The 23,128-nt window shown below is 54.9% G+C and carries 18 protein-coding genes; 9 read left to right on the top strand and 9 right to left on the bottom strand.

Annotated elements, in window-relative coordinates; genetic code table 11:
• Positions 1–15: 15 nt before the first annotated feature.
• The 5 genes from rpsJ to AAC019_RS08870 all read right to left on the bottom strand — a co-directional run bounded on the left by rpsJ (position 16) and on the right by AAC019_RS08870 (position 5,388).
• Complete coding sequence (gene rpsJ, locus AAC019_RS08890) at positions 16–327, bottom strand: 30S ribosomal protein S10 (protein WP_020210111.1); 312 nt, start codon at positions 325–327, stop codon at positions 16–18.
• Positions 328–758: 431 nt separating this feature from the next.
• Positions 759–2,162 (bottom strand): NAD(P)(+) transhydrogenase (Re/Si-specific) subunit beta, encoded by a 1,404-nt coding sequence (locus AAC019_RS08885; RefSeq protein ID WP_339898407.1) that lies wholly within the window; start codon positions 2,160–2,162, stop codon positions 759–761.
• A gap of 9 nt (positions 2,163–2,171) precedes the next feature.
• Positions 2,172–2,456 (bottom strand): NAD(P) transhydrogenase subunit alpha, encoded by a 285-nt coding sequence (locus tag AAC019_RS08880; protein ID WP_339898406.1) that lies wholly within the window; start codon positions 2,454–2,456, stop codon positions 2,172–2,174.
• A 12-nt stretch (positions 2,457–2,468) separates the two neighbouring features.
• A complete protein-coding gene (locus tag AAC019_RS08875; protein ID WP_339898405.1) occupies positions 2,469–3,644 on the bottom strand; it encodes a Re/Si-specific NAD(P)(+) transhydrogenase subunit alpha in 1,176 nt (391 codons plus the stop codon).
• 217 nt (positions 3,645–3,861) lie between these two features.
• Positions 3,862–5,388: an altronate dehydratase family protein gene (locus AAC019_RS08870; protein WP_339898404.1), complete on the bottom strand. Its 1,527-nt coding sequence runs from the start codon at positions 5,386–5,388 to the stop codon at positions 3,862–3,864.
• Between the two features lie 211 nt (positions 5,389–5,599).
• Here AAC019_RS08870 and AAC019_RS08865 point away from each other — a divergent pair, with 211 nt between their 5' ends.
• The 8 genes from AAC019_RS08865 to AAC019_RS08830 all read left to right on the top strand — a co-directional run bounded on the left by AAC019_RS08865 (position 5,600) and on the right by AAC019_RS08830 (position 18,713).
• Positions 5,600–6,367 (top strand): FadR/GntR family transcriptional regulator, encoded by a 768-nt coding sequence (locus AAC019_RS08865; RefSeq protein ID WP_339898403.1) that lies wholly within the window; start codon positions 5,600–5,602, stop codon positions 6,365–6,367.
• A 143-nt stretch (positions 6,368–6,510) separates the two neighbouring features.
• Positions 6,511–7,923 (top strand): glycoside hydrolase family 28 protein, encoded by a 1,413-nt coding sequence (locus tag AAC019_RS08860; protein WP_339898402.1) that lies wholly within the window; start codon positions 6,511–6,513, stop codon positions 7,921–7,923.
• Positions 7,924–8,236: 313 nt separating this feature from the next.
• The gene (locus AAC019_RS08855; protein ID WP_339898401.1) at positions 8,237–10,945 is read left to right on the top strand and encodes a TonB-dependent receptor; all 2,709 of its coding nucleotides are present in this window, start codon (positions 8,237–8,239) and stop codon (positions 10,943–10,945) included.
• A 175-nt stretch (positions 10,946–11,120) separates the two neighbouring features.
• A complete protein-coding gene (locus tag AAC019_RS08850) occupies positions 11,121–13,616 on the top strand; it encodes a glycoside hydrolase family 88 protein (protein WP_339898400.1) in 2,496 nt (831 codons plus the stop codon).
• Positions 13,617–13,644: 28 nt separating this feature from the next.
• Positions 13,645–14,484, top strand: a complete 840-nt coding sequence (gene kduI / locus AAC019_RS08845; protein WP_339898399.1) for a 5-dehydro-4-deoxy-D-glucuronate isomerase — start codon at positions 13,645–13,647, stop codon at positions 14,482–14,484.
• A gap of 22 nt (positions 14,485–14,506) precedes the next feature.
• Positions 14,507–15,301, top strand: a complete 795-nt coding sequence (locus AAC019_RS08840) for a gluconate 5-dehydrogenase (protein WP_339898398.1) — start codon at positions 14,507–14,509, stop codon at positions 15,299–15,301.
• An 84-nt stretch (positions 15,302–15,385) separates the two neighbouring features.
• Entirely contained in the window at positions 15,386–16,183 is a 798-nt protein-coding gene (locus AAC019_RS08835; RefSeq protein WP_339898396.1) for a rhamnogalacturonan acetylesterase, read from the top strand.
• A 16-nt stretch (positions 16,184–16,199) separates the two neighbouring features.
• Entirely contained in the window at positions 16,200–18,713 is a 2,514-nt protein-coding gene (locus AAC019_RS08830; RefSeq protein ID WP_339898395.1) for a glycoside hydrolase family 95 protein, read from the top strand.
• Positions 18,714–18,826: 113 nt separating this feature from the next.
• On the opposite strand, the gene AAC019_RS08825 is transcribed toward AAC019_RS08830, so the two are convergent.
• From AAC019_RS08825 to AAC019_RS08810, 4 genes are read right to left on the bottom strand one after another with little or no spacing between them, the layout of a single operon-like run.
• Complete coding sequence (locus AAC019_RS08825; protein ID WP_339898394.1) at positions 18,827–19,198, bottom strand: STAS/SEC14 domain-containing protein; 372 nt, start codon at positions 19,196–19,198, stop codon at positions 18,827–18,829.
• 38 nt (positions 19,199–19,236) lie between these two features.
• The gene (locus tag AAC019_RS08820) at positions 19,237–19,587 is read right to left on the bottom strand and encodes a hypothetical protein (protein WP_339898393.1); all 351 of its coding nucleotides are present in this window, start codon (positions 19,585–19,587) and stop codon (positions 19,237–19,239) included.
• A 31-nt stretch (positions 19,588–19,618) separates the two neighbouring features.
• The gene (locus AAC019_RS08815; RefSeq protein WP_339898392.1) at positions 19,619–20,176 is read right to left on the bottom strand and encodes a nucleotidyltransferase family protein; all 558 of its coding nucleotides are present in this window, start codon (positions 20,174–20,176) and stop codon (positions 19,619–19,621) included.
• Between the two features lie 12 nt (positions 20,177–20,188).
• Entirely contained in the window at positions 20,189–21,061 is an 873-nt protein-coding gene (locus tag AAC019_RS08810) for a hypothetical protein (protein WP_339898391.1), read from the bottom strand.
• 309 nt (positions 21,062–21,370) lie between these two features.
• Here AAC019_RS08810 and AAC019_RS08805 point away from each other — a divergent pair, with 309 nt between their 5' ends.
• Entirely contained in the window at positions 21,371–23,068 is a 1,698-nt protein-coding gene (locus AAC019_RS08805) for a carbohydrate-binding protein (RefSeq protein WP_339898390.1), read from the top strand.
• Positions 23,069–23,128 lie beyond the last annotated feature (60 nt).

Here is a 23,128-nt window from a genome sequence, read left to right as displayed (position 1 = left end):
TCAAACATTTACTTGTTAACCGAGACTAATCTGAACCTCAACGCCTGCAGCCAAATCTAGCTTCATCAGGGCATCTACAGTTTTTTCAGTAGGCTCAACAATATCGAGCAAACGCTTATGTGTACGAATCTCGTATTGATCGCGCGCGTCTTTGTTAACGTGCGGAGAAATCAATACAGTGAAGCGCTCTTTGCGAGTCGGCAAAGGAATAGGGCCACGCACTTGGGCACCTGTTCGCTTAGCGGTCTCTACGATTTCCTGAGTCGAAGAATCGATAAGCTTGTGATCGAAAGCCTTCAGGCGAATCCTAATGCGTTGATTCTGCATGTGAACCAAACTCCAGTCATATACTTTAAAGAACAAACCATCCCGGCAAGACCACCAGGGTCCGTGCAAAATGGAGGCGCAATCTTAATGATCAGGGCGCACCCTGTCAACAACAAAACAGAAAAAACTGATAATATTTTGACCAATTCCTTCAGGGGCGGCCAAAGCGGCCGACGCACCTACCCCAACCGCCGAAATACTGCGGTAAATACACCCACAATCCACCTATACACAGAAATACAGCGGCCCGGGCAACCGGCCACATATACGGGCAACCGGCCACATATAAATGAAGCAAGATCTACGCGCACACCAAGTACGGAAGGGGCCCGCCCGGGTTAATCGGGCCGACTGAGCACACAGACAACAGCACAAGAGAAAGGGAAGCAGCAGAGGCCGGGCACTCAAAGGCAACGAGCACCCGCCTCAGGCTAATCGATGGCGCGCAAAATACTCTCCACCATCTTTTTCGCGTCACCAAACAGCATCATCGTATTGTCATTAAAAAACAGCTCGTTTTGCACGCCGGCATAACCGGCCGACATGCCGCGCTTAACAAACAGCACCGTTTTCGCCCGCTCGACATCCAGAATCGGCATGCCAAAGATGGGGCTGGCGGGGTCGGTCTTTGCCGCCGGATTGGTGACATCGTTGGCACCGATCACAAAGGCCACATCCGCCTGGGAGAACTCGCTATTAATGTCCTCTAACTCAAACACGTCGTCGTAGGACACATTGGCCTCGGCCAGTAACACATTCATATGCCCCGGCATTCGGCCAGCCACAGGGTGAATGGCATAAGTCACCTTCACCCCCGCTTTTTTTAGCTCATCGGCCATTTCGCGCAACGCGTGCTGCGCCTGCGCCACCGCCATACCATAGCCCGGCACGATAATCACCGAGCCGGCGTTTTTCATAATAAAGGCGGCATCATCGGCACTACCCTGCTTAACGGGGCGATCATCCACTTCGCCGCCACCGGCCGCAGCCGCACTATCGCCACCAAAACCACCCAAAATGACACTAAAGAAGGAGCGGTTCATGGCCTTACACATAATATAAGATAGGATGGCACCAGAAGAGCCCACCAGGGCCCCCGTCACAATCAATGCATTATTGTGCAAAGTAAAGCCGATACCGGCCGCCGCCCAGCCCGAGTAGGAATTTAGCATACTCACCACCACCGGCATATCCGCGCCCCCGATGGGGATGATCAGCAAAAAACCCAGGACAAAAGCCAGTGCCACCAACAGCCAGAACACCCAGGGCGACTGATCGACACAAAAGTAACCCACCAGCCCCAGCGCGACAGCCCCAAGCAAGGCGTTAAGCCAATGCTGGCCGGCAAAGGTCAGCGGGCGGCCGGACACTAGCCCTTGCAGCTTAGTAAAGGCGATGATCGAGCCCGAGAAGGTAATTGCACCAATCATCGCGCCAAGAGCCATCTCCACCCGACTGGCAATAAAAATCTCTCCGGCACTGTCCAGCAAGCCAAACGACGCCGGGTGCGAATAAGCCGCCCCCGCCACCAGCACCGCCGCCAAGCCAACCAGCGAGTGAAATCCCGCCACCAACTGTGGCATCGCCGTCATGGCGATACGCGATGCAATCAGCAGCCCGACCGCACCACCGATCACCACCGCCACCAATATCCAGGTGTAGGATTCAATCTCGGGGCTGAGTATCGTCGTCGCCACGGCGATGGCCATACCGATCATGCCCATAGTATTGCCGGCACGAGAGGTCTCCGGCGAAGACAACCCGCGCAGCGCGAGAATAAACAATACCGCCGCCACCAGATAGGCGAGCGCCGTCACATTCGCTTGCAGTTCCATACCTCCCCCTTATTTCTTCTTTTTATACATGGCCAGCATGCGCTGGGTTACGGCAAAGCCGCCAAAGATGTTCACCGAGGCCAGCATAACCGCAACAAACCCCAACACCTTTGCCAAACTCATCCCCTCGGGGCCGGCCGCTATCAGCGCCCCCACCACAATGACACTGGATATCGCATTAGTGACCGCCATTAGCGGGGTGTGCAGCGCCGGGGTAACACTCCAGACAACGTAGTAACCGACAAACACCGCCAACACAAAAATAGATAACTGAGATATAAAATCGCCGTGCATAACCGCCTCCCGTTATTGCTCTGCTTGCTGCGCAGCGAACGCCGCGTGAACCACCTGACCGTCACGGGTCAGGGTCGATGCCGCCAGGATTTCATCGTCAAAATCCAACGCCAAACTGGCCGGAGCCTCGCCCTCACCGGCGCTCACTAACGGAGTCACATAGTTGAGTAGGTTTTTAGCGTAGAGCGCACTGGCATCAGCGGCCAGGCGACTTGGCACATTAAAATGCCCCACCACTCTGACCCCGCCGACACTGACCACCTCACCGGCTTTGGACGCCGTGCAATTGCCACCCTGCTCGACCGCCAGGTCAACAATAATAGAGCCAGGCCGCATACTGGCGACCATCTCATCATTCACCAGAACCGGCGCTTTGCGCCCCGGGATAAGCGCCGTACAAATTACAATATCCTGACCCTGAATAGTCTTTGCCACGAGCTCGGCCTGCTGATGCTTAAAGTCATCGCTCATTTCTTTGGCGTAACCACCGGCGGTTTCGGCCTCGCGAGTCTCCTCAGAATCCACCATAACGAAGCGACCACCAAGGCTCTCAACCTGCTCCTTAGCCGCCGGGCGAACGTCAGTAGCCGAGACAATCGCCCCCAGGCGCTTGGCGGTGGCAATTGCCTGCAAGCCCGCAACCCCCGCCCCCAGCACCATCACTTTGGCGGGCGCCACCGTACCGGCCGCCGTCATCATCATGGGCATTGCACGATCGTACTCGTAGGCGGCATCCAACACCGCCCGGTAGCCGGCCAGGTTACTTTGCGAGCTGAGCACATCCATGCTTTGCGCACGACTAATACGCGGCACAAACTCCAGCGCCATGGCCGTGATGCCCGCTTTCGCGTAGGCCTCCACGGACTCCGGGGTATTAAAAGGTGAAAGTACAGCAAGCAATAGCGCACCCTGCGGGATAAGCGCCAGCTCATCCAGCTCAGCCTCACCGGCAAGCAACGGGCGCTGCACCTTAAGCACGACGGTCGCGCCCTGATACAGCCGGGCAAGATCCGGCTCGATCACGGCACCCGCATTTTGGTACAACTCGTCGGGTACCTGACTCTCAAGGCCGGCACCGGCCTCAACCACCACCTCAAAACCCAGCGCGATGTATTTTTTTACGGTCTCGGGGGTGGCCGCCACGCGTCTTTCATGGGCACGACGCTCCCTTGGTACGGCTATTTTCATAGACTTACCCTCTATTCTTATTAGGATGGAAGTACTAGAGCCTGCGAGCACTAATTGAGCCCGCCTAGCTGGCCGCCCCACGTGAGCGATCGGCAACAACGCCGGCAGCAACAGGGGCTCCAGCCCCTCGGGCTGGATTCAATTAGTGTTAACAGGCCTTTGTTGAATGTAGGCGCGACACCCGCAAACCGCAAGCGCCCGCCCGACAAGAAAAAAGCTACACGACGGCGCCAATCTTCCAGGGGTTAAACTCGGCATCCCCATAACCCAGCTCTTCGCTCTTGGTCTGCTCACCAGATGCGATGGCCAGCAGCCGCTCAAAAATCTTTTGCCCGAGGCTCTCGAGTGTTTCGTCGCCGTCCGTAACCGCACCACAGTTAATGTCGATATCATCCTGCATGCGACGATAAACGGCCGTATTGCTCGACAATTTAACGCTCGGCACCGGCTTGTAGCCAAACGCCGAACCACGCCCGGTGGTAAAGGCCACCACGTTGGCACCAGAGGCCACCTGCCCGGTCACCGACACTGGATCAAAACCCGGACTATCCATAAACACCAAACCCTTTTTCGTAACAGGCTCGGCGTACTGGTACACCGCCGTCATAGTCGTCGAACCACTTTTTGCCTGCGCGCCCAATGACTTTTCTAAAATAGTGGTTAAACCGCCGGCCTTATTGCCCGGCGAGGGGTTATTGTTAAGCTCAAAGCCGTGGGTACTGGTGTACTCTTCCCACCAGCGGATGCGCTCCAACAACTGCTCGGCCACCTCCGGCGAAATAGATCGCTGGGTCAAGAGGTGCTCGGCGCCGTATATTTCCGGGGTTTCAGAGTAAATCACCGTGCCGCCGTGGCGAATCAAGATATCACCCGCCACACCCAGCGCCGGATTGGCGGTAATACCGCTCATAGCATCACTACCACCACACTGCACCGCCAGCACCAGATCGGAGGCCGGACAAGGTTCACGGTTCGCCTCATTAACCCGCGACAGCATCGCACGAACATGCTCAACGCCCTGCTCAACCGCGTTGCGGGTACCGCCCACGTCCTGAATATTGTAAGCCTTAAACAACTCAGACTCAGACAAGCCGGCCTGAGCCAACACCCCGTCAACCTGCATAGTTTCACAGCCAAGCCCCACCAACAGCACCCCACCAAAATTAGGGTGCGCGGCATAACCTTCAAAGGTGCGCTGCAGCAGCTCGTAACCTTCGCCCTCGGCGCGCATACCACAGCCCGACTCGTGCGTCAGCGCCACCACGCCGTCAATATTGGGGTAATCAGCCAGGGCACCCGGGTAGCTAAAACTGGCGGCGATTTGCTTGGCCACCGTTGCCGAGCAGTTAACCGTGGTAAGAATACCGATATAATTACGGGTACCCACCTTGCCACTGGCACGACGGTAACCCTGAAAGCTCGCCTTCTGTGCATCGGGCACATAAGCCGTGGGCTCGGCGTGACGACAAAAGCCATAATCTTTGGCAAAGTCCCCCACGATACAGTTGTGCGTATGCACATGCTGCCCGGCCGCAACGTCGGCGGCGGCATAGCCGATAAACTGCCCGTACTTTATGATTGCCTCGCCCTGCCTAATAGGCTCGACCGCAAACTTATGCATTTCAGCAATCGGGTCCACAACCTGCACCGCCCGCCCTGCAACATCCAGGGACTCACCGGCAGCCAGCGCACAAACCGCAATGGCAACGTTATCGTTTTGATGCAAGTGAATGAACTTACTCACAACCACCCCTACTTTCTGGTATATATTCAAATTTCTTTTGCGGCGCCGACACACGGCACACCACAACAGCATGGGGGCAAAGTTAACAGGTAATTGGTCAGACCGCAATAATATTTTGGTATGACTAAAAAACAAACCGCGCCGCTTGAGTGGCATAGCCATTCTTGCTAGAATCAGTCAGTCAAACTTTCATATAATGAAGCGCGAATCCATGAACGTATCCATAGACACCGGCAGACTCAGCGGCGGACGACTCTACCAGCGGGTTGCCGAGCAACTTGCGCTAGTCATCAATGGCGGCGAATATCCTCCCGGCTCACGGCTGCCGGCCGAGCGCAAGCTCGCCGAGCGCTTTGAAGTCAGCCGCCCCACCGTACGCGAAGCCATTATCGCACTCGAGCTTGCCGGCTTTGTCGAGGTTCGCGGCGGCTCTGGCGTCTATGTGTGTGACGGCCATGCCGATAAACTGGCCAGCAGCGCATTAGATGTCGGGCCTTTTGATATTCTCGAAGCGCGCATCCTATTTGAAGGTGAGGCCGCCGAGCTGGCCGCCAAAAAAATCACCGACGAAGAGCTCGCCGAGGTGCGCCAGGCCCTGAGCGACATGGTCACCGAAAACGAGGGCGAACCCATCTGCGAAAAAGCCGATGAGAACTTTCATATGCTGATCGCGCGCGCCACCAAAAACGATGCCATTATCTCGGTCTGCAGCCACCTGTGGGGGCTGCGCAACAGCTCGCCCGTTTCTGCACGCATCCTGGAAAAAGTACGCCAGGCCGGCTCCAAGCCCCGCATCGAAGAGCACAACGCCATTCTTGAAGCACTCGAAACCCGCAACGGCCCAGCCGCTCGCGCCGCCATGCGGGAACATTTAACGCGCGTGATTCAACAGTTGCTGGATGCCACCGAAGCCGAAGCCGTAGAAGAAGCCCGACGTAAGGTTATGCATAGCCGCGAGCGATTCAACCTGATCGATTAACCCGCGATAGCGGCGGCCCACCCAAGCCGGCCGCCGCTTTACGCAACCCCCTGCCTGACAATTTAACCCCTTTGGTATTACCAAAATAACTTTTTTACGTTACTCTTATAGCATCAATAACAAATGCTAACACAGGGTTAACCATGAATAAGTTGACGCGACGCTCCACCCTTAAGGGGCTGGCCGCCCTCCCACTGGCCGGCTGCGCCACCCACCACACGAGCCAGAGCACAGTTCAAAACTCCGCCGCCCCCTGGCACCTGGCCGACGAGATTGTGGCACAAATCACCCCGCCCACCTTCCGCGATCAAGACTTTATAATCACCGACTTTGGCGCCCGTGGTGACGACCGCACCGACTGCAGCGAGGCCATCAAAAGCGCCATTGCCGCCTGCCACAGTGCCGGTGGCGGCCGGGTCGTCGTGCCAACAGGCACCTTTTTAACCGGCCCCATACACCTAAAGTCTAACGTCAATTTGCACCTGCACGATGGCGCCACCCTCGCGTTCTACACCGACCCAAAACGCTTTTTACCAGAGGTTTTTACTCGCTGGGAGGGGGTCGAATTTATGGGCTACTCACCCCTCATTTACGCCTACGAGCAAAGCAACATTGCCATTACCGGCAAAGGCACGCTGGACGGGCGCGCCAACGAAACCACCTGGTGGCCCTGGAAGGGTAACAAAGAGTGGGGCAAGCCCGGGTTTCCCAGCCAAAAAGATGGCCGCGATCAACTCTTTGCCGACGCCGAGGCCGGGGTGCCCCCAGAAGAGCGACACTATGGCGACGGATTTTATTTTCGCCCGCCCTTTGTGCAACCTTATCGCTGCCAGAACATTCTGATCGAAGATATCACCATCGTCGCCGCGCCCTTTTGGCTGCTTAACCCAGTCCTGTGCGAGAACGTAACGGTACGCGGGGTGACCTTAAAAAGCCTCGGGCCCAACTCCGACGGCTGCGACCCCGAAAGCTGCAAAAACGTATTGATCGAGGGCTGTCATTTCGATACCGGCGACGACTGCATCGCCATCAAATCCGGGCGCAATGCCGACGGCCGGCGCATCAACACCCCCACCGAGAATATCGTGATTCGCCACTGCGAAATGCTGGCGGGCCACGGCGGCGTCGTTATCGGCAGCGAGATTTCGGGCGGAGTGCGCAACGTATTTGCCGAGCACAACACCATGAGCAGCCCCGATCTCGAGCGCGGCTTTCGCATCAAAACCAACTCGGTACGCGGTGGATTGCTGGAGCATCTGTATATGCGCAACTGCACCATCGGCACCGTGAAAAACGCCATCGTGATTAACTTTTATTACGAGGAGGGCGATGCCGGCAACTTTGACCCGACCGTGCGCCACGTGGAGGTAAGCAACCTCACTTGCGAAAATGCAGGCCAAGTTTTTCGGGTCCGGGGGTTTGACCGAGCCCCGATTACCGATCTGCGCTTTATCGACTGCGAGTTTAAACACGCCGACAACCCCGGCGTTATCGAAAACGTCGACAAACTGACCATCGAGAACGTCTCTATCAACGGCAAACCCTTCAAAGCCTGATAGTCACCCTGACCAGATGTGGCCCGACCAATTTGGGCCACATCCACCCCACCTGTCGTCACAACCACCAACCACTAAGCTCAATCACACCAGTCGCATTTATAAACATTTTTTACAAATAAAAACTCACCGCCTTAAGAGCGTAAAACCACCACTTTGGCGACAAAATAGCCATCCACCCTCGCTAAATTGGTAATGCAGAAACTATTGATTGGTCTGCCAAACTGTGCGATTATCATTCGGCTACCAGGAAAATTGGTCTATGCAATAAAAATTGCTCTACAACAAAACCGAAATAGATGGGGATAAAATAATGAATAATCCTAAACTGAAACCCTTGGTTGTTGCCGTTGCTCTTGCGAGTGCCGCCTCAACTTATGCCCAAGAACAAAGCTCCGGTAACGAAATGCTAGAAGAAGTCGTCGTAACTGGCTTTCGCTCTTCGCTCGAGTCGGCGCTGGATCAAAAGCGTGAAGCAACCGGCTCGGTCGACGCGATTGTTGCCGATGACATCGCCAGCTTCCCCGACATGAACCTGGCCGAATCGCTACAGCGTATTCCCGGTGTAGCCATTAGCCGTGTCGGCGGTGAGGGGCGTCAAATCTCGGTTCGCGGCCTCGGCCCCGAATTTACTCGCGTACGCATTAACGGCATGGAGGCGATGTCCTCCAGCGGCGGCACTGATGCTGCCGGCGGTGCCAACCGCGGCCGCGGTTTTGACTTCAACGTATTTCCGTCTGAACTGTTTGGTAATCTGGCCGTACGCAAGACAGCCTCTGCAGACGTAGAAGAGGGCTCGCTAGGTGCCACCGTAGACATGAACACGGTACGCGCGTCTGATTACGACGAGTTTACCGCCTCTATCTCCGCACAAGCTGGCTACAACGACCTATCAGAAGAGACCGACCCACGCCTTACCTTCCTGGTAAGCAACATGTTTGCCGACGGTAAAGTCGGCGTGCTGTTGGCCGGCTCTTACTCTGAGCGCACTTTGTTAGACGAAGGTGCCAGTACCGTGCGCTGGGATAACTCCAACGATTTTGGTACCTACCAGGGCAGCGCCGACGACGCACGCCTGACGGAAGTTAATGACGCTTTCCGCCCGCGTCTGCCACGGTACGATTTTTATCAGCACGAGATGGAGCGCACGGGCCTGGCAGGCTCGATTGAGTTCTTGCCCACCGACTCTACCGAAATCAGCTTAGACATGCTTTACTCGAAGCTGGATCAAAGCCGCCAAGAAACCTTTATGCTGGCGGCCCTAAATAACAGCTCTTACGCCGGCGCCATGAACGTTTTAAGTCACACGCTGGACAACACCAACACCGTGACCGCCGCATCGTTCGAGAACGCCACTATTCAGGCCGAAAACCGCTACGATGAACTGTCTACTGAATTTACTCAGGTTAACCTGAACTTCAGCCAAGACTTTGGTGATCGCACTCGCTTAAGCGGTATGGTTGGCCGGTCTGAATCCAACTTTGAAAACCCGATTCAAACCACGATTATCGCCCGCAAACAAGGCATCGATTTCTCGTACGACTACAGCGGCGCCAACCGCACCGACCCGGTATTAACCTACGGTAATGAAGTTGGCGATGTAAACGGCTGGGAAAACGGCGGCATTCGCTTGCGCCCAATCACCACTGACAACACCTTCGACAGCGCCTCGGTTGATTTGGAGTTTGACCTAAACAACAGCATCACCTTAAAAGGTGGCGTGTTGTACAAAGACTTCCAGTTCGCCACCAATCAAGCGCGACGCGCCTCTGAAAACGACGCCGGCGTCGTGCTGGATGCCAACAGCATGATGGTTATTGACTCTGGCCTTGGCAGCAACATCTGGGCAGTACCCGACATTGACGCCATCAACGCCGCCAATAATATTTACAGCAACACCGGTGAGTTTGAAGTCAGCGAAGAAAACCGTCTGGTCGACAACTACTCGGCCGAGGAAGAAAGCCTAGGCGTTTACGCACAATTAGTGTTTAACACCCAAATCGGTGATACGCCGGTACGCGGTGACATCGGCGTGCGCCGCGTTGATACCGACCAATCCTCTACCGCCTACTCAAACTCAGCCGGTGACTTTATTACCGCCGAGCACAGCTACACCGAAACCCTGCCGTCGGCCAACATCGTATTCGAGCCCATTGAAGACGTGCTGATCCGTGCCAGTTACGCCGAAGTAATGGCACGCGCTGGCATTGCGAGCTTGCGTCCAAACGTATCGGTCTCTGTATCAGGCGGTTCACGTAGCGTAAGCGGTGGTAACCCGACACTGGAGCCAACCCGCGCCAAAACTTACGATTTATCGACCGAACTCTACTTCGATAACGAGTCGATGATGAGCTTTGCTGTCTTCTACAAAGACATCGAGAGCCAGGTGCAAAGTGTTCGTGAAACCAAACCGTACACCGAAACCGGCCTGCCTATTGACCTGGCTGTTGCTGCTTGTGAAGCCGGCCCAGGTTACGGCGGAACCTCAGGTTGCGATGAAAATGTTAACTGGGAGGTGTCCTCTCCTACCAACGCACCGGGCGGCCCACTGTACGGTTTTGAGGTTAGCTACCAACAACCGTTTACCTTCCTGCCTGGTCCATTCAGTAACTTAGGTTTTATAGGTAACTTCACCTACGTTAAAGCGCAGCTGGACTACCTAAACTCCGATGGTGAAGTGGTTGCTACGCAAGACTTGTTGGGCATGTCGGAAGACACCTCAAGTGCAACCCTGTACTACGATGACGGTTCGTTCCAGGCGCGGGTGTCTATGACCGACCGCTCGGGCTACTTAACCAATGCAACTGGCCGTAACGGCAATGACCGTGAAGGCACCAACGGCACCACCAACGTAGATGCCTCTATTTCTTATGACTTTAACGAGCACCTCTCTGTAAGTCTTGAAGGTCTGAACCTGACCGATGAAGTGGAAGATCAGTGGGTGGACGCCAGCGGTAACCGCTTGTCGTACTACCACTCTACTGGCCGTCAGTTCTATGTCGGCGCTCAGTATAAGTTCTAAGTATTACCGCACAGGCAATGGGCACCCTAACCGGTGCCCATTTGTTTCAGGAAGTCTCTGGTTAAGGCTTAGCTCGCCAGGCCTTAACCAAAGTTTTCTTGCAGTTTACGCACTACCCCCTACAGTTAAACATTCGGGCGTTGCCCCGAGACAAAACACATAATAGGTACCGACTATGCCAAGAGTTTCACGACTTGCACTGTTGATCGCTGTCGGCGCTAGCGCGCTAGCTGGCTGTCAGGAAGAGCCTTCGACGACCACTACTGCGCCGTCCAGTGACGCGGCCGTAAGCTCAGCCAGCACAAACACGGCCCTTGCCACCATCACACTGAGCAACCCCTCTGAGTTTAAACGCAGTGACGAACCCTATAGCATTAGCTTTGACGAGCTGGGAGTCGCCGCAACCTCAGCCGCCGGGCTAGGCATAAAAATCAATGGGCAAGCCATTGCCAGCCAGAGCATTGATACCGACGGTGACGGCAGCCCCGACAGTTTATTTACACTGCTCGACATAGATTCAGGTGCCAGCGTCACCCTCAAAATATTTCCCGACATGGAGCCCATAGCGGGATCAAAGCGGACGCAAGCCGAGATCTCCAAAAAAACCGGTGGCGCCTGGCAAGAAGACCCGGACAAACCCGGCAAACAAATTTACGTCGGCGGTCAGTTTGAAAATGTCAGCGAGCTAACGCCGCCGCCACAACACACCGATCACTCTTACTATATTCGCTACGAAGGCCCGGGGATCGAGTCTGACTTAGTGGGGTATCGGGTTTATCTCGACTGGCGCAACGGGTTTGATATTTTTGGCAAATACACCCATGACATGGCGCTGCAAAACGTCGGACAAGATGGCTTTGACTCGTACCACGAGCCTGCCGACTGGGGCATGGACATCCTAAAAGTCGGCAGCTCCGTTGGTTCAGGCGGTTACGGTTTTTGGAACGGCGACAGTGTTGAGCGTGTCTCGGACGTTGCCGGGTGGGATGCGAAAATTCTGGATAACGGCAACATATATTCTGCTTTTGCTATCGATTACAAAAACTGGAACATTAACAATCAAACCGTTAATTTAAGTGCAACTTTATCGATGCACGGCGGCAGCCGCCTTGTTCATACTCAGCTTGAACTTGATCAACCGCTGGACAACCTGGCGATTGGCCTGGTTAAACATCCGGGTACCGAGCTGATAGAAGGTGAAGTTAATATTACCGGAAAAGCCTATACCTACATCGCCAGCTGGGGCAAGCAAACCCTAAACGACGACACGCTTGGCATGGCACTGCTGTTCCGTAAATCAGACCGCAGCGAGCAAACGGTGGACGAGCATAATTACGTCTCGGTCATGAATGTCGCCGGCGAAGACGTTGATTATTATTTTCTGGGTGCGTGGGAAGGCGAAAAAAACGGCATCAAAACCCGCGACGCCTTTGTTGACTACCTGGAGCGTGAAGCTGAAAAGCTCACCCTACCCTTGCGCGAGCAAGTAACTCCCCGCCACAGCAGCGAGCAAAAATCCTACCCCGTGAGCGCTGAAAACGCTCTGAGCTGGAGCAAGCGTTTAGCTGACTCGGAGCTCAAGCGAAAAACCATGGGCTACCATCACGGCGGCTGGGACGTCAATCGCGAGCGTCTACCTAAATTTGAGTACGACATTGTCGGGCTATTACCCATGGCGTACGACGAGCTTAATAAAGTGGCGCCAGCCGAAAAATACGCCGATGTTATGCCCACCGTGACCGGCAGCTTTATTAATGATAAAGGCGAGATAGCGCGCTACAAACTCAGCAACTACAACATCGACTCAGTCGCGCCAGGGCGCAACTTAATTCGTTTGTACGAGCAAACCGGCAAAGAGAAATACAAAATTGCCGCAAGCACGCTGCACCAACAACTCGAGCAGCAGCCCAAAACCTCAGAGGGTGCCTTTTGGCATAAGCAAAAGTACGATAGCCAGCTCTGGTTAGATGGTGTCTATATGGGGATGCCATTTTTAGCCCATTACAGCGAGCTGTTCGATAACGGCAACGGTATTGAAGAGGTGGTTAACGAGTTTGTTCTGACGCGAAAGTATTTACGCGACGAAAAAACCGGCCTCTACTACCATGCCTGGGACGAAAAAAAGCAACAGGATTGGGCCAACCCGGAAACCGGTCTATCGGGCTATTTTTGGGGGCGCGGCATGGGCTGGCTAGCCATGGCGGTAGTCGATGTGCTGGATTACATTCCCGAAGAGGATACCGAACACCGCCAACCCCTGCTGACTATGATTGAGGAAATGGCCGCCGATTTAAAAACCTATCAAGACCCCGAGTCCGGCGTCTGGTGGCAGATTCTGGACAAGCCCGGCGCAACAGGCAACTACCTTGAATCAAGCGCTAGCTCCATGTTTACCTACTTCTACGCCAAAGCCATCCGCAACGGTTACCTGGGTCAAGAGTATAAAAGCGTCGCACAGACCGCCTACGATGGCCTTATTCGGGAATTTATTACTGTGCATAGCGACGACGAGGTTAGCCTTACCAACATCTGTTACGTAGCAGGGCTCGGTTTTGGCCGCGATGGCAGCTATGCTTACTATATGAGCGAGCCGGTCGTAGAGAATGACCCAAAAGGAACAGGGCCGTTTATTTTAGCCGGTATCGAAATGCACAAACTGTTGCAGCCGTAAAGTTGCAACCGTCAATTAAGGTATTGCCATGAATATTATCGAAGAGCGCTTTGCTGTTCATAAAGATGACTTTAAGCACTACGACACCGACAAGCTGCGGCAACACTTTTTGATTGAAAAGATATTTGCCGCCGACGAAGTGTTATTCACTTACACTCACTATGAGCGAATCATGGTGGGCGGCGCTATGCCAGTGAACGCCACCGTACCGCTTGAACCTGTGTACCAACAAAAGGCCGATTACTTTCTCGAGCGCCGCGAGCTGGGCGCAATTAATGTCGGTGGTAAAGGGGCCATTATTGTCGACGGCGAGCGCTTTGAGTTAGAGAGCAAAGAGGCTCTCTACATAGGCCGTGGCGCCCAAGAGGTGATTTTCTCCAGCGACAACCCCGAGCGGCCAGCCAAATTTTATATGAACTCGGCGCCGGCCCATCACACCTACCCACACAAAAAGGTGGGCATGAGTGACGCCAAAGTACTAGAGCTAGGCTCCAGCGATACCTGCAACGAGCGCCGCATCAATCAGCTATTAATCAATGGGGTGGTAGAGACCTGTCAGCTGCAAATGGGCATGACGGAGTTGCAGCCTGGCAGCATTTGGAACACCATGCCGGTACATACACACAGCCGCCGCATGGAGGCCTACTTCTACTTCAATATTCCGGAAGAACAAGCCGTGTGCCACTTTATGGGCCCTGCCGACGAAACCCGTCATATTTGGGTTGGCAATGAACAAGCCATTGTCTCACCGCCCTGGTCCATGCACTCCGGCGTCGGCACCGCTAATTACACTTTTATTTGGGGCATGGCCGGGGAAAACCTAGACTACACCGATATGGACTTCCACAAACCCCATACCCTGAAGTAATACGAATTTTATAGGATCGATTATGTCTACCGAATTATTTTCTCTGCAAGGCAAAGTGGCTCTGGTCACCGGAGCCACTCACGGTTTGGGTATGGCCATGGCCATGGGCCTCGGCAAGGCGGGTGCCACGGTTGTTATCAATGGCCACTCATCGCAAGAAAAAGTTGATGCAGCCCTAAAAGAATATCGCGACGCCGGCATCACCACCCACGGCTATTTATTTAATGTAACCGACGAAGCCCAGGTCAACGACGCCGTCGCCAAAATTGAAAGCGACGTGGGCCCCATTGATATATTAGTGAACAACGCCGGTATTATTCGCCGTACGCCACTGCTGGAAATGGAACTGGATGAATGGGAAAACGTCATCAAGACTGACCTCACCGGCGTGTTTACCATGACCAAGCCTGTAGCTGCCAGAATGGTGCAGCGCGGCGGCGGCAAGGTAATCAACATCTGCTCGATGATGAGCGAGCTGGGGCGCAACTCGGTGGGCGCCTACGCCGCTGCCAAAGGCGGACTGAAAATGTTAACCCGCAACATGGCAACCGAGTGGGCCAAGCACAACGTCCAGGTTAACGGCATCGGCCCCGGTTACTTTGCCACCAGCCAAACGGCGCCTATACGGGTAGATGGCAACCCCATGAACGAGTTTATTATCAGCCGCACCCCGGCCGGACGCTGGGGCGACCCCGACGACCTGCAAGGCGCCACCGTCTTTCTGGCGTCCAGGGCATCGGACTTTGTCACGGGGCAGATAGTCTATGTCGATGGTGGCATCCTGGCCACCATCGGCCGCCCTGCTAACGAAAGTTAGCTTTAAAAAAACCCTGCTTAGCAGGGTTTTTTTTCGTCTGTAGAAAATTTATATTCATCCAACAATAACAACGGGTTAACACCTATGCACCTAACAGCCTTACGCACCGGCATACTGCTTTTACTGATACTTGCCGCCAGCGCCTGGAGCGACAGCCAAACCGGCATCACTCACGTTTATATCGCATCGGACTCTACCGCCGCGGATCACACCCTCAATGACGACTACTGGGAAAACCGCCACCCGGTCACAGGCTGGGCACAAAAATTAGAACCTCTGTTAAGCGGTGACAATTTAGAAGCCGTTGCGCCAATAATCAGTGGTGACACCGTGCAGGTAATCAATCGGGCCCGTGGCGGGCGCAGCACCCGCACCTTTTTTGAAGAGGGCCGCTGGCGCCGCATTTACCGCGACCTTAAACCGGGCGATCTCGTGCTGATTCAATTTGGTCACAACGACGCTGCGGTAGAAAAAACCGAACGCTACGTAACCCCCGAGGGCTATCGGGAATACCTGCGGTTATTTATCGCGCAAACCCGCGAGCGCGGCGCCTACCCTGTTCTGCTGACACCAGTCACTCGCAACTACCCGTGGGAAGACGGCACGTTAGTTAATGAGCACGGCGAATACACGATTGCCGTGAAAGAGATCGCGCTAGAAACGGGAACCCCCTGGATAGACTTACTGGCGCGCTCCAAAGCCTTTTTTACCCAGCGCGGCCAAGAGTACACCAGCGCGAACTATTTTATGAATTTACCGGCAGGAAAGTTTCCCGCCTACCCGGACGGGCAAGACGACAACACCCACTTCCAGCCGGAGGGCGCAGCAGAAGTTGCTAAACTGGTTTATCAAGGCTTAATTGATATAGCCCAAACCCATTAAGGCTTGCGGAGCTACCATGATGACAAAAACACTATTCGCCGGCATAGGCACTCTGGTGTGTATCACGCTTTGTGCGTGTACGCCCTCAAATACGGAAACCTCACCAGAGCCCCGGCAGGCGGACCTAACCCTGCGCTACGATCGGGCGGCCGAGAACTGGAATCAGGCCCTACCCATTGGCGACGGTCGCCTGGGGGCTATGATTTACGGCGGCGTCGGCCACGACGAGTACCAATTAAACGAAGACACTATTTGGGCCGGCGGCCCCAACAACAATGTCAGTGGTGACTATGCCGAGCACATCAAAGAAATAAACCAGCTGCTGCTGGATAACCAAAATCAACAGGCTCAGGCGCTGGCCAACCGGGTTATCAAATCTAAAAACAACGGTATGCCCTATCAGACCATAGGCAGCGTCAAGATAGCATGGCCCGAACATCAGCAGTTTAACCACTATCAACGCCAACTGAATATCGACAACGCGGTTCATACGCTGAGCTATAAAAGCGAAGACACGCTGTTTACCCGACAGAGTATTGCCGCCTTGGGCGAGCGCGTACTGGTACACCACTACAGCGCCAGCAAATCGCAAAAGCTTAACTTTGAGCTGACATTTGCCAGTGAGCAACCTCATACTGTGGCGACGCAAGATCAGACGCTGGTGATATCCGGGCAGGGGCAGGATCACGAAGGTGTGGAAGGGAAAATACGCTTTACCACTTTGGTGAAGCCGGTTATCACCGACGGCGAGATTATCACTCACGACCAGGGCCTAAGCATTGTGGGCGCCAGCGAGGCAAGCGTTTATATCAGCACCGGCACCAATTTTAATCACTATGACGACGTCAGCGCCGATCACGCCCAACGGGCACACGATGATTTAGCCCAGGCATTAGATAAAAGCTTTGCCGAGTTAAAATCCGAGCATATTGCCCAGTATCAACGGCTATTTCATCGCGTTAGCTTAGACCTGGGTGACCCAGTAAAGGCTAATCTACCGACCGATCAGCGGATTGCCCAGTTCGCAGAACGGCAAGACCCGGCCATGGCGGAGCTATACTTTCAATATGGTCGCTATTTGCTGATCAGCAGCTCGCAACCCGGTACGCAACCGGCCAACTTACAAGGCATTTGGAACCGCCACACAAAACCACCCTGGGACAGTAAATACACGGTCAACATCAATACCGAAATGAATTACTGGCCCGCCGAGTTAACCAACTTGTCGGAGCTGCATCAGCCGCTGTTCGATATGCTGGAAGATCTGTCGCAAACCGGCAAGCAATCGGCAAAAGAAATCTACAATGCCAACGGGTGGATGATGCACCACAATACCGACTTGTGGCGTATGACAGGTGAAGTAGACGGCCCATTCTGGGGCCAGTGGATCAGCGGCGGCGCCTGGCTGTCGCAACACATTGGCTACCGCTACCACTTTACCGGCGACACGCAGTTTTTGCAGCGCTACTACCCGGTGCTTAAAGGTGCCGCCGAATTTTACGCCAGTATTCTGCAGCGCGACCCGGACACGGGTTGGCTGGTAGCACTGCCTTCCAACTCGCCAGAGAACAGCTATATTAAGGCTCAGCCCGGCGATACCGAAGAGGCGCGCTTTTCTATTGCCGCCGGCACCACCATCGACAACCAACTGATTTTCGATTTGTTTAACCTGGTGATTGAGGCGACTCAGCTACTGGGGCAGGATCAGGACTTTGCCAAACAACTGGCGCAACTGCGCGACCAGCTGCCGCCCATGCAAATCGGCCAGCACGGCCAACTGCAAGAGTGGCTGGACGACTGGGATGACCCAAACGATAAGCATCGCCACGTCTCGCACCTGTACGGTTTGCACCCAAGCAATCAGATCAGCGCCTACCGCACCCCCAAGCTCTTTTTGGCCGCACGTCAATCTATGAATGATCGCGGCGATGAATCCACCGGCTGGTCTATGGGCTGGAAGATTAACCTCTGGGCCCGCCTGCGCGATGGCGATCGGGCCTACAAGCTGCTGCAGGATCAAATCTCGCTGGTCACCTCGGACAGTCTGTCAGAATCCGGCGGCACCTACCCCAACCTGCTAGATGCGCATCCGCCCTTTCAAATCGACGGCAATTTTGGGGTAACCGCCGGTATTGCCGAGATGCTCGTGCAAAGCCACGACGGGGTGATCGATCTGCTGCCAGCTTTACCTTCAGCTTGGCCCAACGGTGAAGTCAAAGGCCTGGTCACCCGGGGCGGTTTTATCGTCGACCTAAAGTGGCACAACCACACCCCGGTCTACGTTAAAATACAATCCCGACTCGGAGGCAAGTGCGCCCTGCGCACGCCAGTAAAACTTGAGGGTGATAGCGACTTAACCGCGGTGAGTAATAACGTCCGGACTGACAACCCACTGATGCGGGTTGCCAAAATCAAGCCGGCAATTGACCACTATGGAATCGAGACAGGCGCGTTACAACTGGCGCCGAGCTATGCCTACACTTTTAACTCAAAGCCTGGAGAGGTCTATGAGTTTTACGCGCAGCCCTAACGCCTTTTGGCCAACCCGAACCCTACAAGCCAGGGCGCTAAAGCGTTAACGGGGTATGAGAGTTTTGTTCGTGGCGCAAACGCATTGCCTTTGCGCCACCTAAACCGAGGCTACTAGCCCTGGCGCTTTAGCCAAACCTCGGCAGCGGTGCGGTCCGCGCGGGAAAAGGCTTTTAATTCCAATCCGGGAATCAACATGCCTTCCAGCTCGCTGATTTTTTGCAGCCACGACTGATCCGCTAATACCGCCACCCGATCAAAGCGACGGATTAACCCCAGCAGCGACGGCATACGCATCGCTTCGGCCACAATGGCTCGCGGCTCGGGCAATTTAAAATCTACAATATCGTACAACATGGTGCCGTGTTCGACGCCCCGCGATTTAGCCATCAAATCGTCGAGCGCCTGATTCATCTGCTCTTTATTCAGGCGCCCGGACAAGGTAATGTTCAGGTGCTGGTTACCAATCTTTTCGATCTGCAACATAAGATTCTCCAGATTTTACAAGCCCTAAGAGCCGTTTGTTAAAACACCGCCGCATGATCACACAGATAGCGACCGTCGCGATACACCAGCACCATTTCAGCCACAAACTCACCAGGGGCCCTGGTAAAGTACTGTCGCCAAACAATTGCGGCAGAGTCGGGCCGGCGAAACACCGCAACGGGTTCACGCCTGGCAAAAAAACCTTTTTCACTTTGGTACTTCTCACACACGGCACGCAAATAATCGGGCATTACAATTTGCTTAAGCCGATCGGTAAAATCCCGGGTATGACGGGCATGATCAATCTCGCTGGAGGCTGACATTAAATTGTCCATGATGGGTGTTGCCACAGCCAAAATATCGTCGTCTGATGCCGCTTCAAAGTCCATCGAAAATCATCCTCACATTGCTTTTTGCGTGTTACCCAGCGCTTATGACACTAAGTTTGGGCCAGTGGCGTTGCCAGTTTTTTTGCGTTAGCCGTTCACTAAATGCCTGAGCGCTGCGACAACGGCGGTTGCGGGTAACCGTACCCGCAAAAAGCGGGGCTAAACCAAATGGCGCCACCAGCTCGATCCGGTTGTCGGCCCAATACACACCGACGGCGGTTTCCAGCTCAACCCAATAACTCATCGCATCAACACTAGAGCAATAAGGCGCGTCGGCGTTGCGCCGGTGCATTCGCGCTTGATTTTTTACCGACCAGGGCGCATTCACCGTTAACTGCAATTGCTTTTCATAACGGCGCTCGCAGGCGATCTCGCCCTCGTCCGCCGAAAAATAAATGAAGTCTATGTCGTTAAGCGGAGTCGCTTGAGTATAGTGGTGTAATTTGTCCCACACCAGATTACGCACAAAACCGGCCGCCAGGCACCAGTCGGGTAACGCCAGCTCAGCCGCAGCGGTTAACAGAGCCATACGATAAGCGTCGTCCCACAGCCAGCCTTTAAGGCGCTGCTCATACTCGAGCTCAGTCACCGCTACCCCATGTTAATAGACCAAGGGGAATAAGCGGGTTGGGTTTTCGAGCTTGATCACACGGCTACGTGACGGCGCGAACGTGCTCGTTGTAGAGCGGCGTAAGCTGCCGTCGGCGTGCATCGCCTCAAGCCCTTCGCTAAGCCGCGCAATCAGCTCCGGGTGCTTATTGCTCACAACGGGCGAGCTCGATAACGGGTAGTAAATCAACAGATCGGGGACGATGGCAAAGCGCTCAGTGTCACGCGCATACTTCTTTAAAATGGGGCCAGTTTCATCGACGCCCAGCGGTAAGTAATCAATTTCGCCCTTATCGAGCGCCTGCAGCAAAGAGGCTAGATCGCGCTCTCCTTTTACCGGTAACTCATTGGCCTCGTATACCCACATATCAGGCCACGTGCGCCCCTGGCCCGCCAACTTTTTACGTAGGTCGACCGCGTGTTCGACATCGGCAAACTCACCCAGCCGGTCGCGCCGGACGACCACGTGCCGGTAACCCAGATTACCGCCGGCAATCGGCACCGGAATCAGCGTAATTTCATCGGGAGGAAAACTTAAATAGGAGGTAGGCACAATATGAATTTTTTCACCGGCGGTAAGCAGGTGGCGCCAGTCTTTACCCAAAGACGGCTCGCGCGAGACGGTTAAGCGAAAAGGGCCGTATTTCGCCTCGGTACGCGCCAAAGCCTGAGAAATTACCTCGACTTCACGCTCGGCCCGCCCCGGAGCATTACCCCCGACCCACAGTACGTATTCGGGGTGGGGCGCATCCGCCGCTGGTGCATCATCGACGGTGTTTTGGGCCGCCGACACAGACATGGCGTTGCCCCACATTAGGCAGGCAAGGCCTATCCAACGCTTTACCGTAATACTCATTATTGCCATGCCCTGCCCCACCTTTATCTGAGATCTGTCTCTTATTTGTCGCCACAGGAGGCCGTCATCATACCATAGCCACCGGGGGCTTCACGGCCTGTTGAAATTAAAACACTACACCGATATTCCAAACCCATCTACCGGCTACAGGGCCCGCCAGCTATAGCGTGACGCAAAGGCATACCGGTTTTCAGACGTCACACTTTGCGTGAGTCGCAAAGTGTGGCGACCTCACCTGCCGCGCCCCCTAGCCTGCATCAGCCGCAGCCTTGTGCAAAGACCGGTTGCGGTATCGAATGACTACCAAGGGAAACCACTATGACAATAAAGTACTCACATCCCAAAACGTTACTCAGCGCTGCGCTCTGTGCCAGCGCCATACTGTGCAGCCATGCATCTCTGGCCGCGCGCTTTCAGGCCGAAGATTACACCGCTTTTGCCGACACGTCCGCCGGCAATACCGGGGGCGCCTATCGCTCGGATGACGTCGATATCGAGGCCACCAGCGACGAGGGCGGCGGTTACAATGTGGGCTGGGTGGAGACCGGAGAGTGGCTAACCTACGCCAGCCTGAACATCCCCGCCAATGGCCGCTATGTGGTTCGGGCACGCGTCGCCAGTGGCACGGGCGGTGCCATGTCAGTCGACCTCAATGCCGGCTCGATCCTGCTCGGCGAGCTTGCCATACCCGCCACAGGCGGCTGGCAAAACTGGCAAACCCTAGAGCGAGAGGTCGATTTGAGCGCCGGCACCTACAATCTGGGCGTCTACGCCAGCACTGGCGGCTGGAACTTTAATTGGATTGAAGTCGAGCCCGTGGGCAGCACCGGTGGCGGAGGCAGCAGCATAACGATTGAGGCAGAAGATTACGACAACGCCAGCGACACCACGCCAGGCAACACCGGGGGCGCCTATCGTAGCGGCGATGTGGATATCGAAGCCACCAGTGACCAGGGCGGCGGCTACAATGTTGGCTGGACCGAATCCGGCGAGTGGCTGGCCTACAATGATTTTAATGTCCCCACCGCCGGCAACTATCAATTCGAGGTGCGGGTAGCCAGTGGCAGCGGCGGAGTACTATCGCTGGACTTAAACGGCGGCAGCACCTCACTGGGCGAAGTCGCCATTCCGGTAACCGGCGGCTGGCAAACCTGGCAAACGGTGACGCTTGATGCGTACCTACCGGCCGGTAACCACAGTCTCGGCGTGTATGCCACCACTGGCGGCTGGAACCTCAACTGGATTAAAGCCACGCCGACCGGTGGCGGCGGCAACCCAAACCCCAACCCAACGGTTACCTGGAGCGATGAGTTCGATAGTATCGACTTAAACACCTGGAACTTTGAAACCGGCGGCAACGGCTGGGGTAATAATGAGCTGCAGTACTACACCAATGGCAACAATGCCTCGATCCAGTACGATCCGCAGGCCGGCAGCAATGTACTGGTGCTAGAAGCTCGACAAGAGACTGGTGGCGCCTGCTGGTTTGGTGGCAACTGCGGCTACACCTCAACCCGGATGAACACCCGCAACAAAAAGTCGTTTAAATACGGCCGGATGGAAGCTCGTTTAAAGCTGCCCAAAGCACAGGGTATTTGGCCCGCCTTCTGGATGCTGGGTGACAACTTTAATACACAAGGGTGGCCTCAGGGCGGCGAGCTGGACATTATGGAGCATGTTGGTACCAACAACATCACCTCGGGCGCGCTGCACGGGCCGGGTTACTCAGGCAACACGCCTATCACCGGGCACCTCGATCATGCCACACCTATCGAGCAATCCTATAAAATCTACGCGGTTGAGTGGGATGCAAACGGTATTCGCTGGTACGTAGACGATATCAACTTTTACAGTGTTACCCGTGCCCAAGTCGAGCAATACGGCCAATGGGTGTACGACCAACCCTTCTGGTTCTTGCTTAACGTCGCGGTTGGTGGCAACTGGCCGGGTGATCCGGATCACGCCAACTTTAGCACCCAGCGCATGTACGTCGATTACGTTCGGGTTTATCAATAACAACCACCGTACCCAAAAAAGCCCGCGATAGTCTCGCGGGCTTTTTTATGTCGGATAACC

This window comes from uncultured Gilvimarinus sp. (assembly GCF_963975215.1).
Lineage (GTDB): Bacteria > Pseudomonadota > Gammaproteobacteria > Pseudomonadales > Cellvibrionaceae > Gilvimarinus.
Note: the sequence above shows the minus strand (reverse complement) of the source record. Positions and strands in the feature narration are given on the sequence as shown.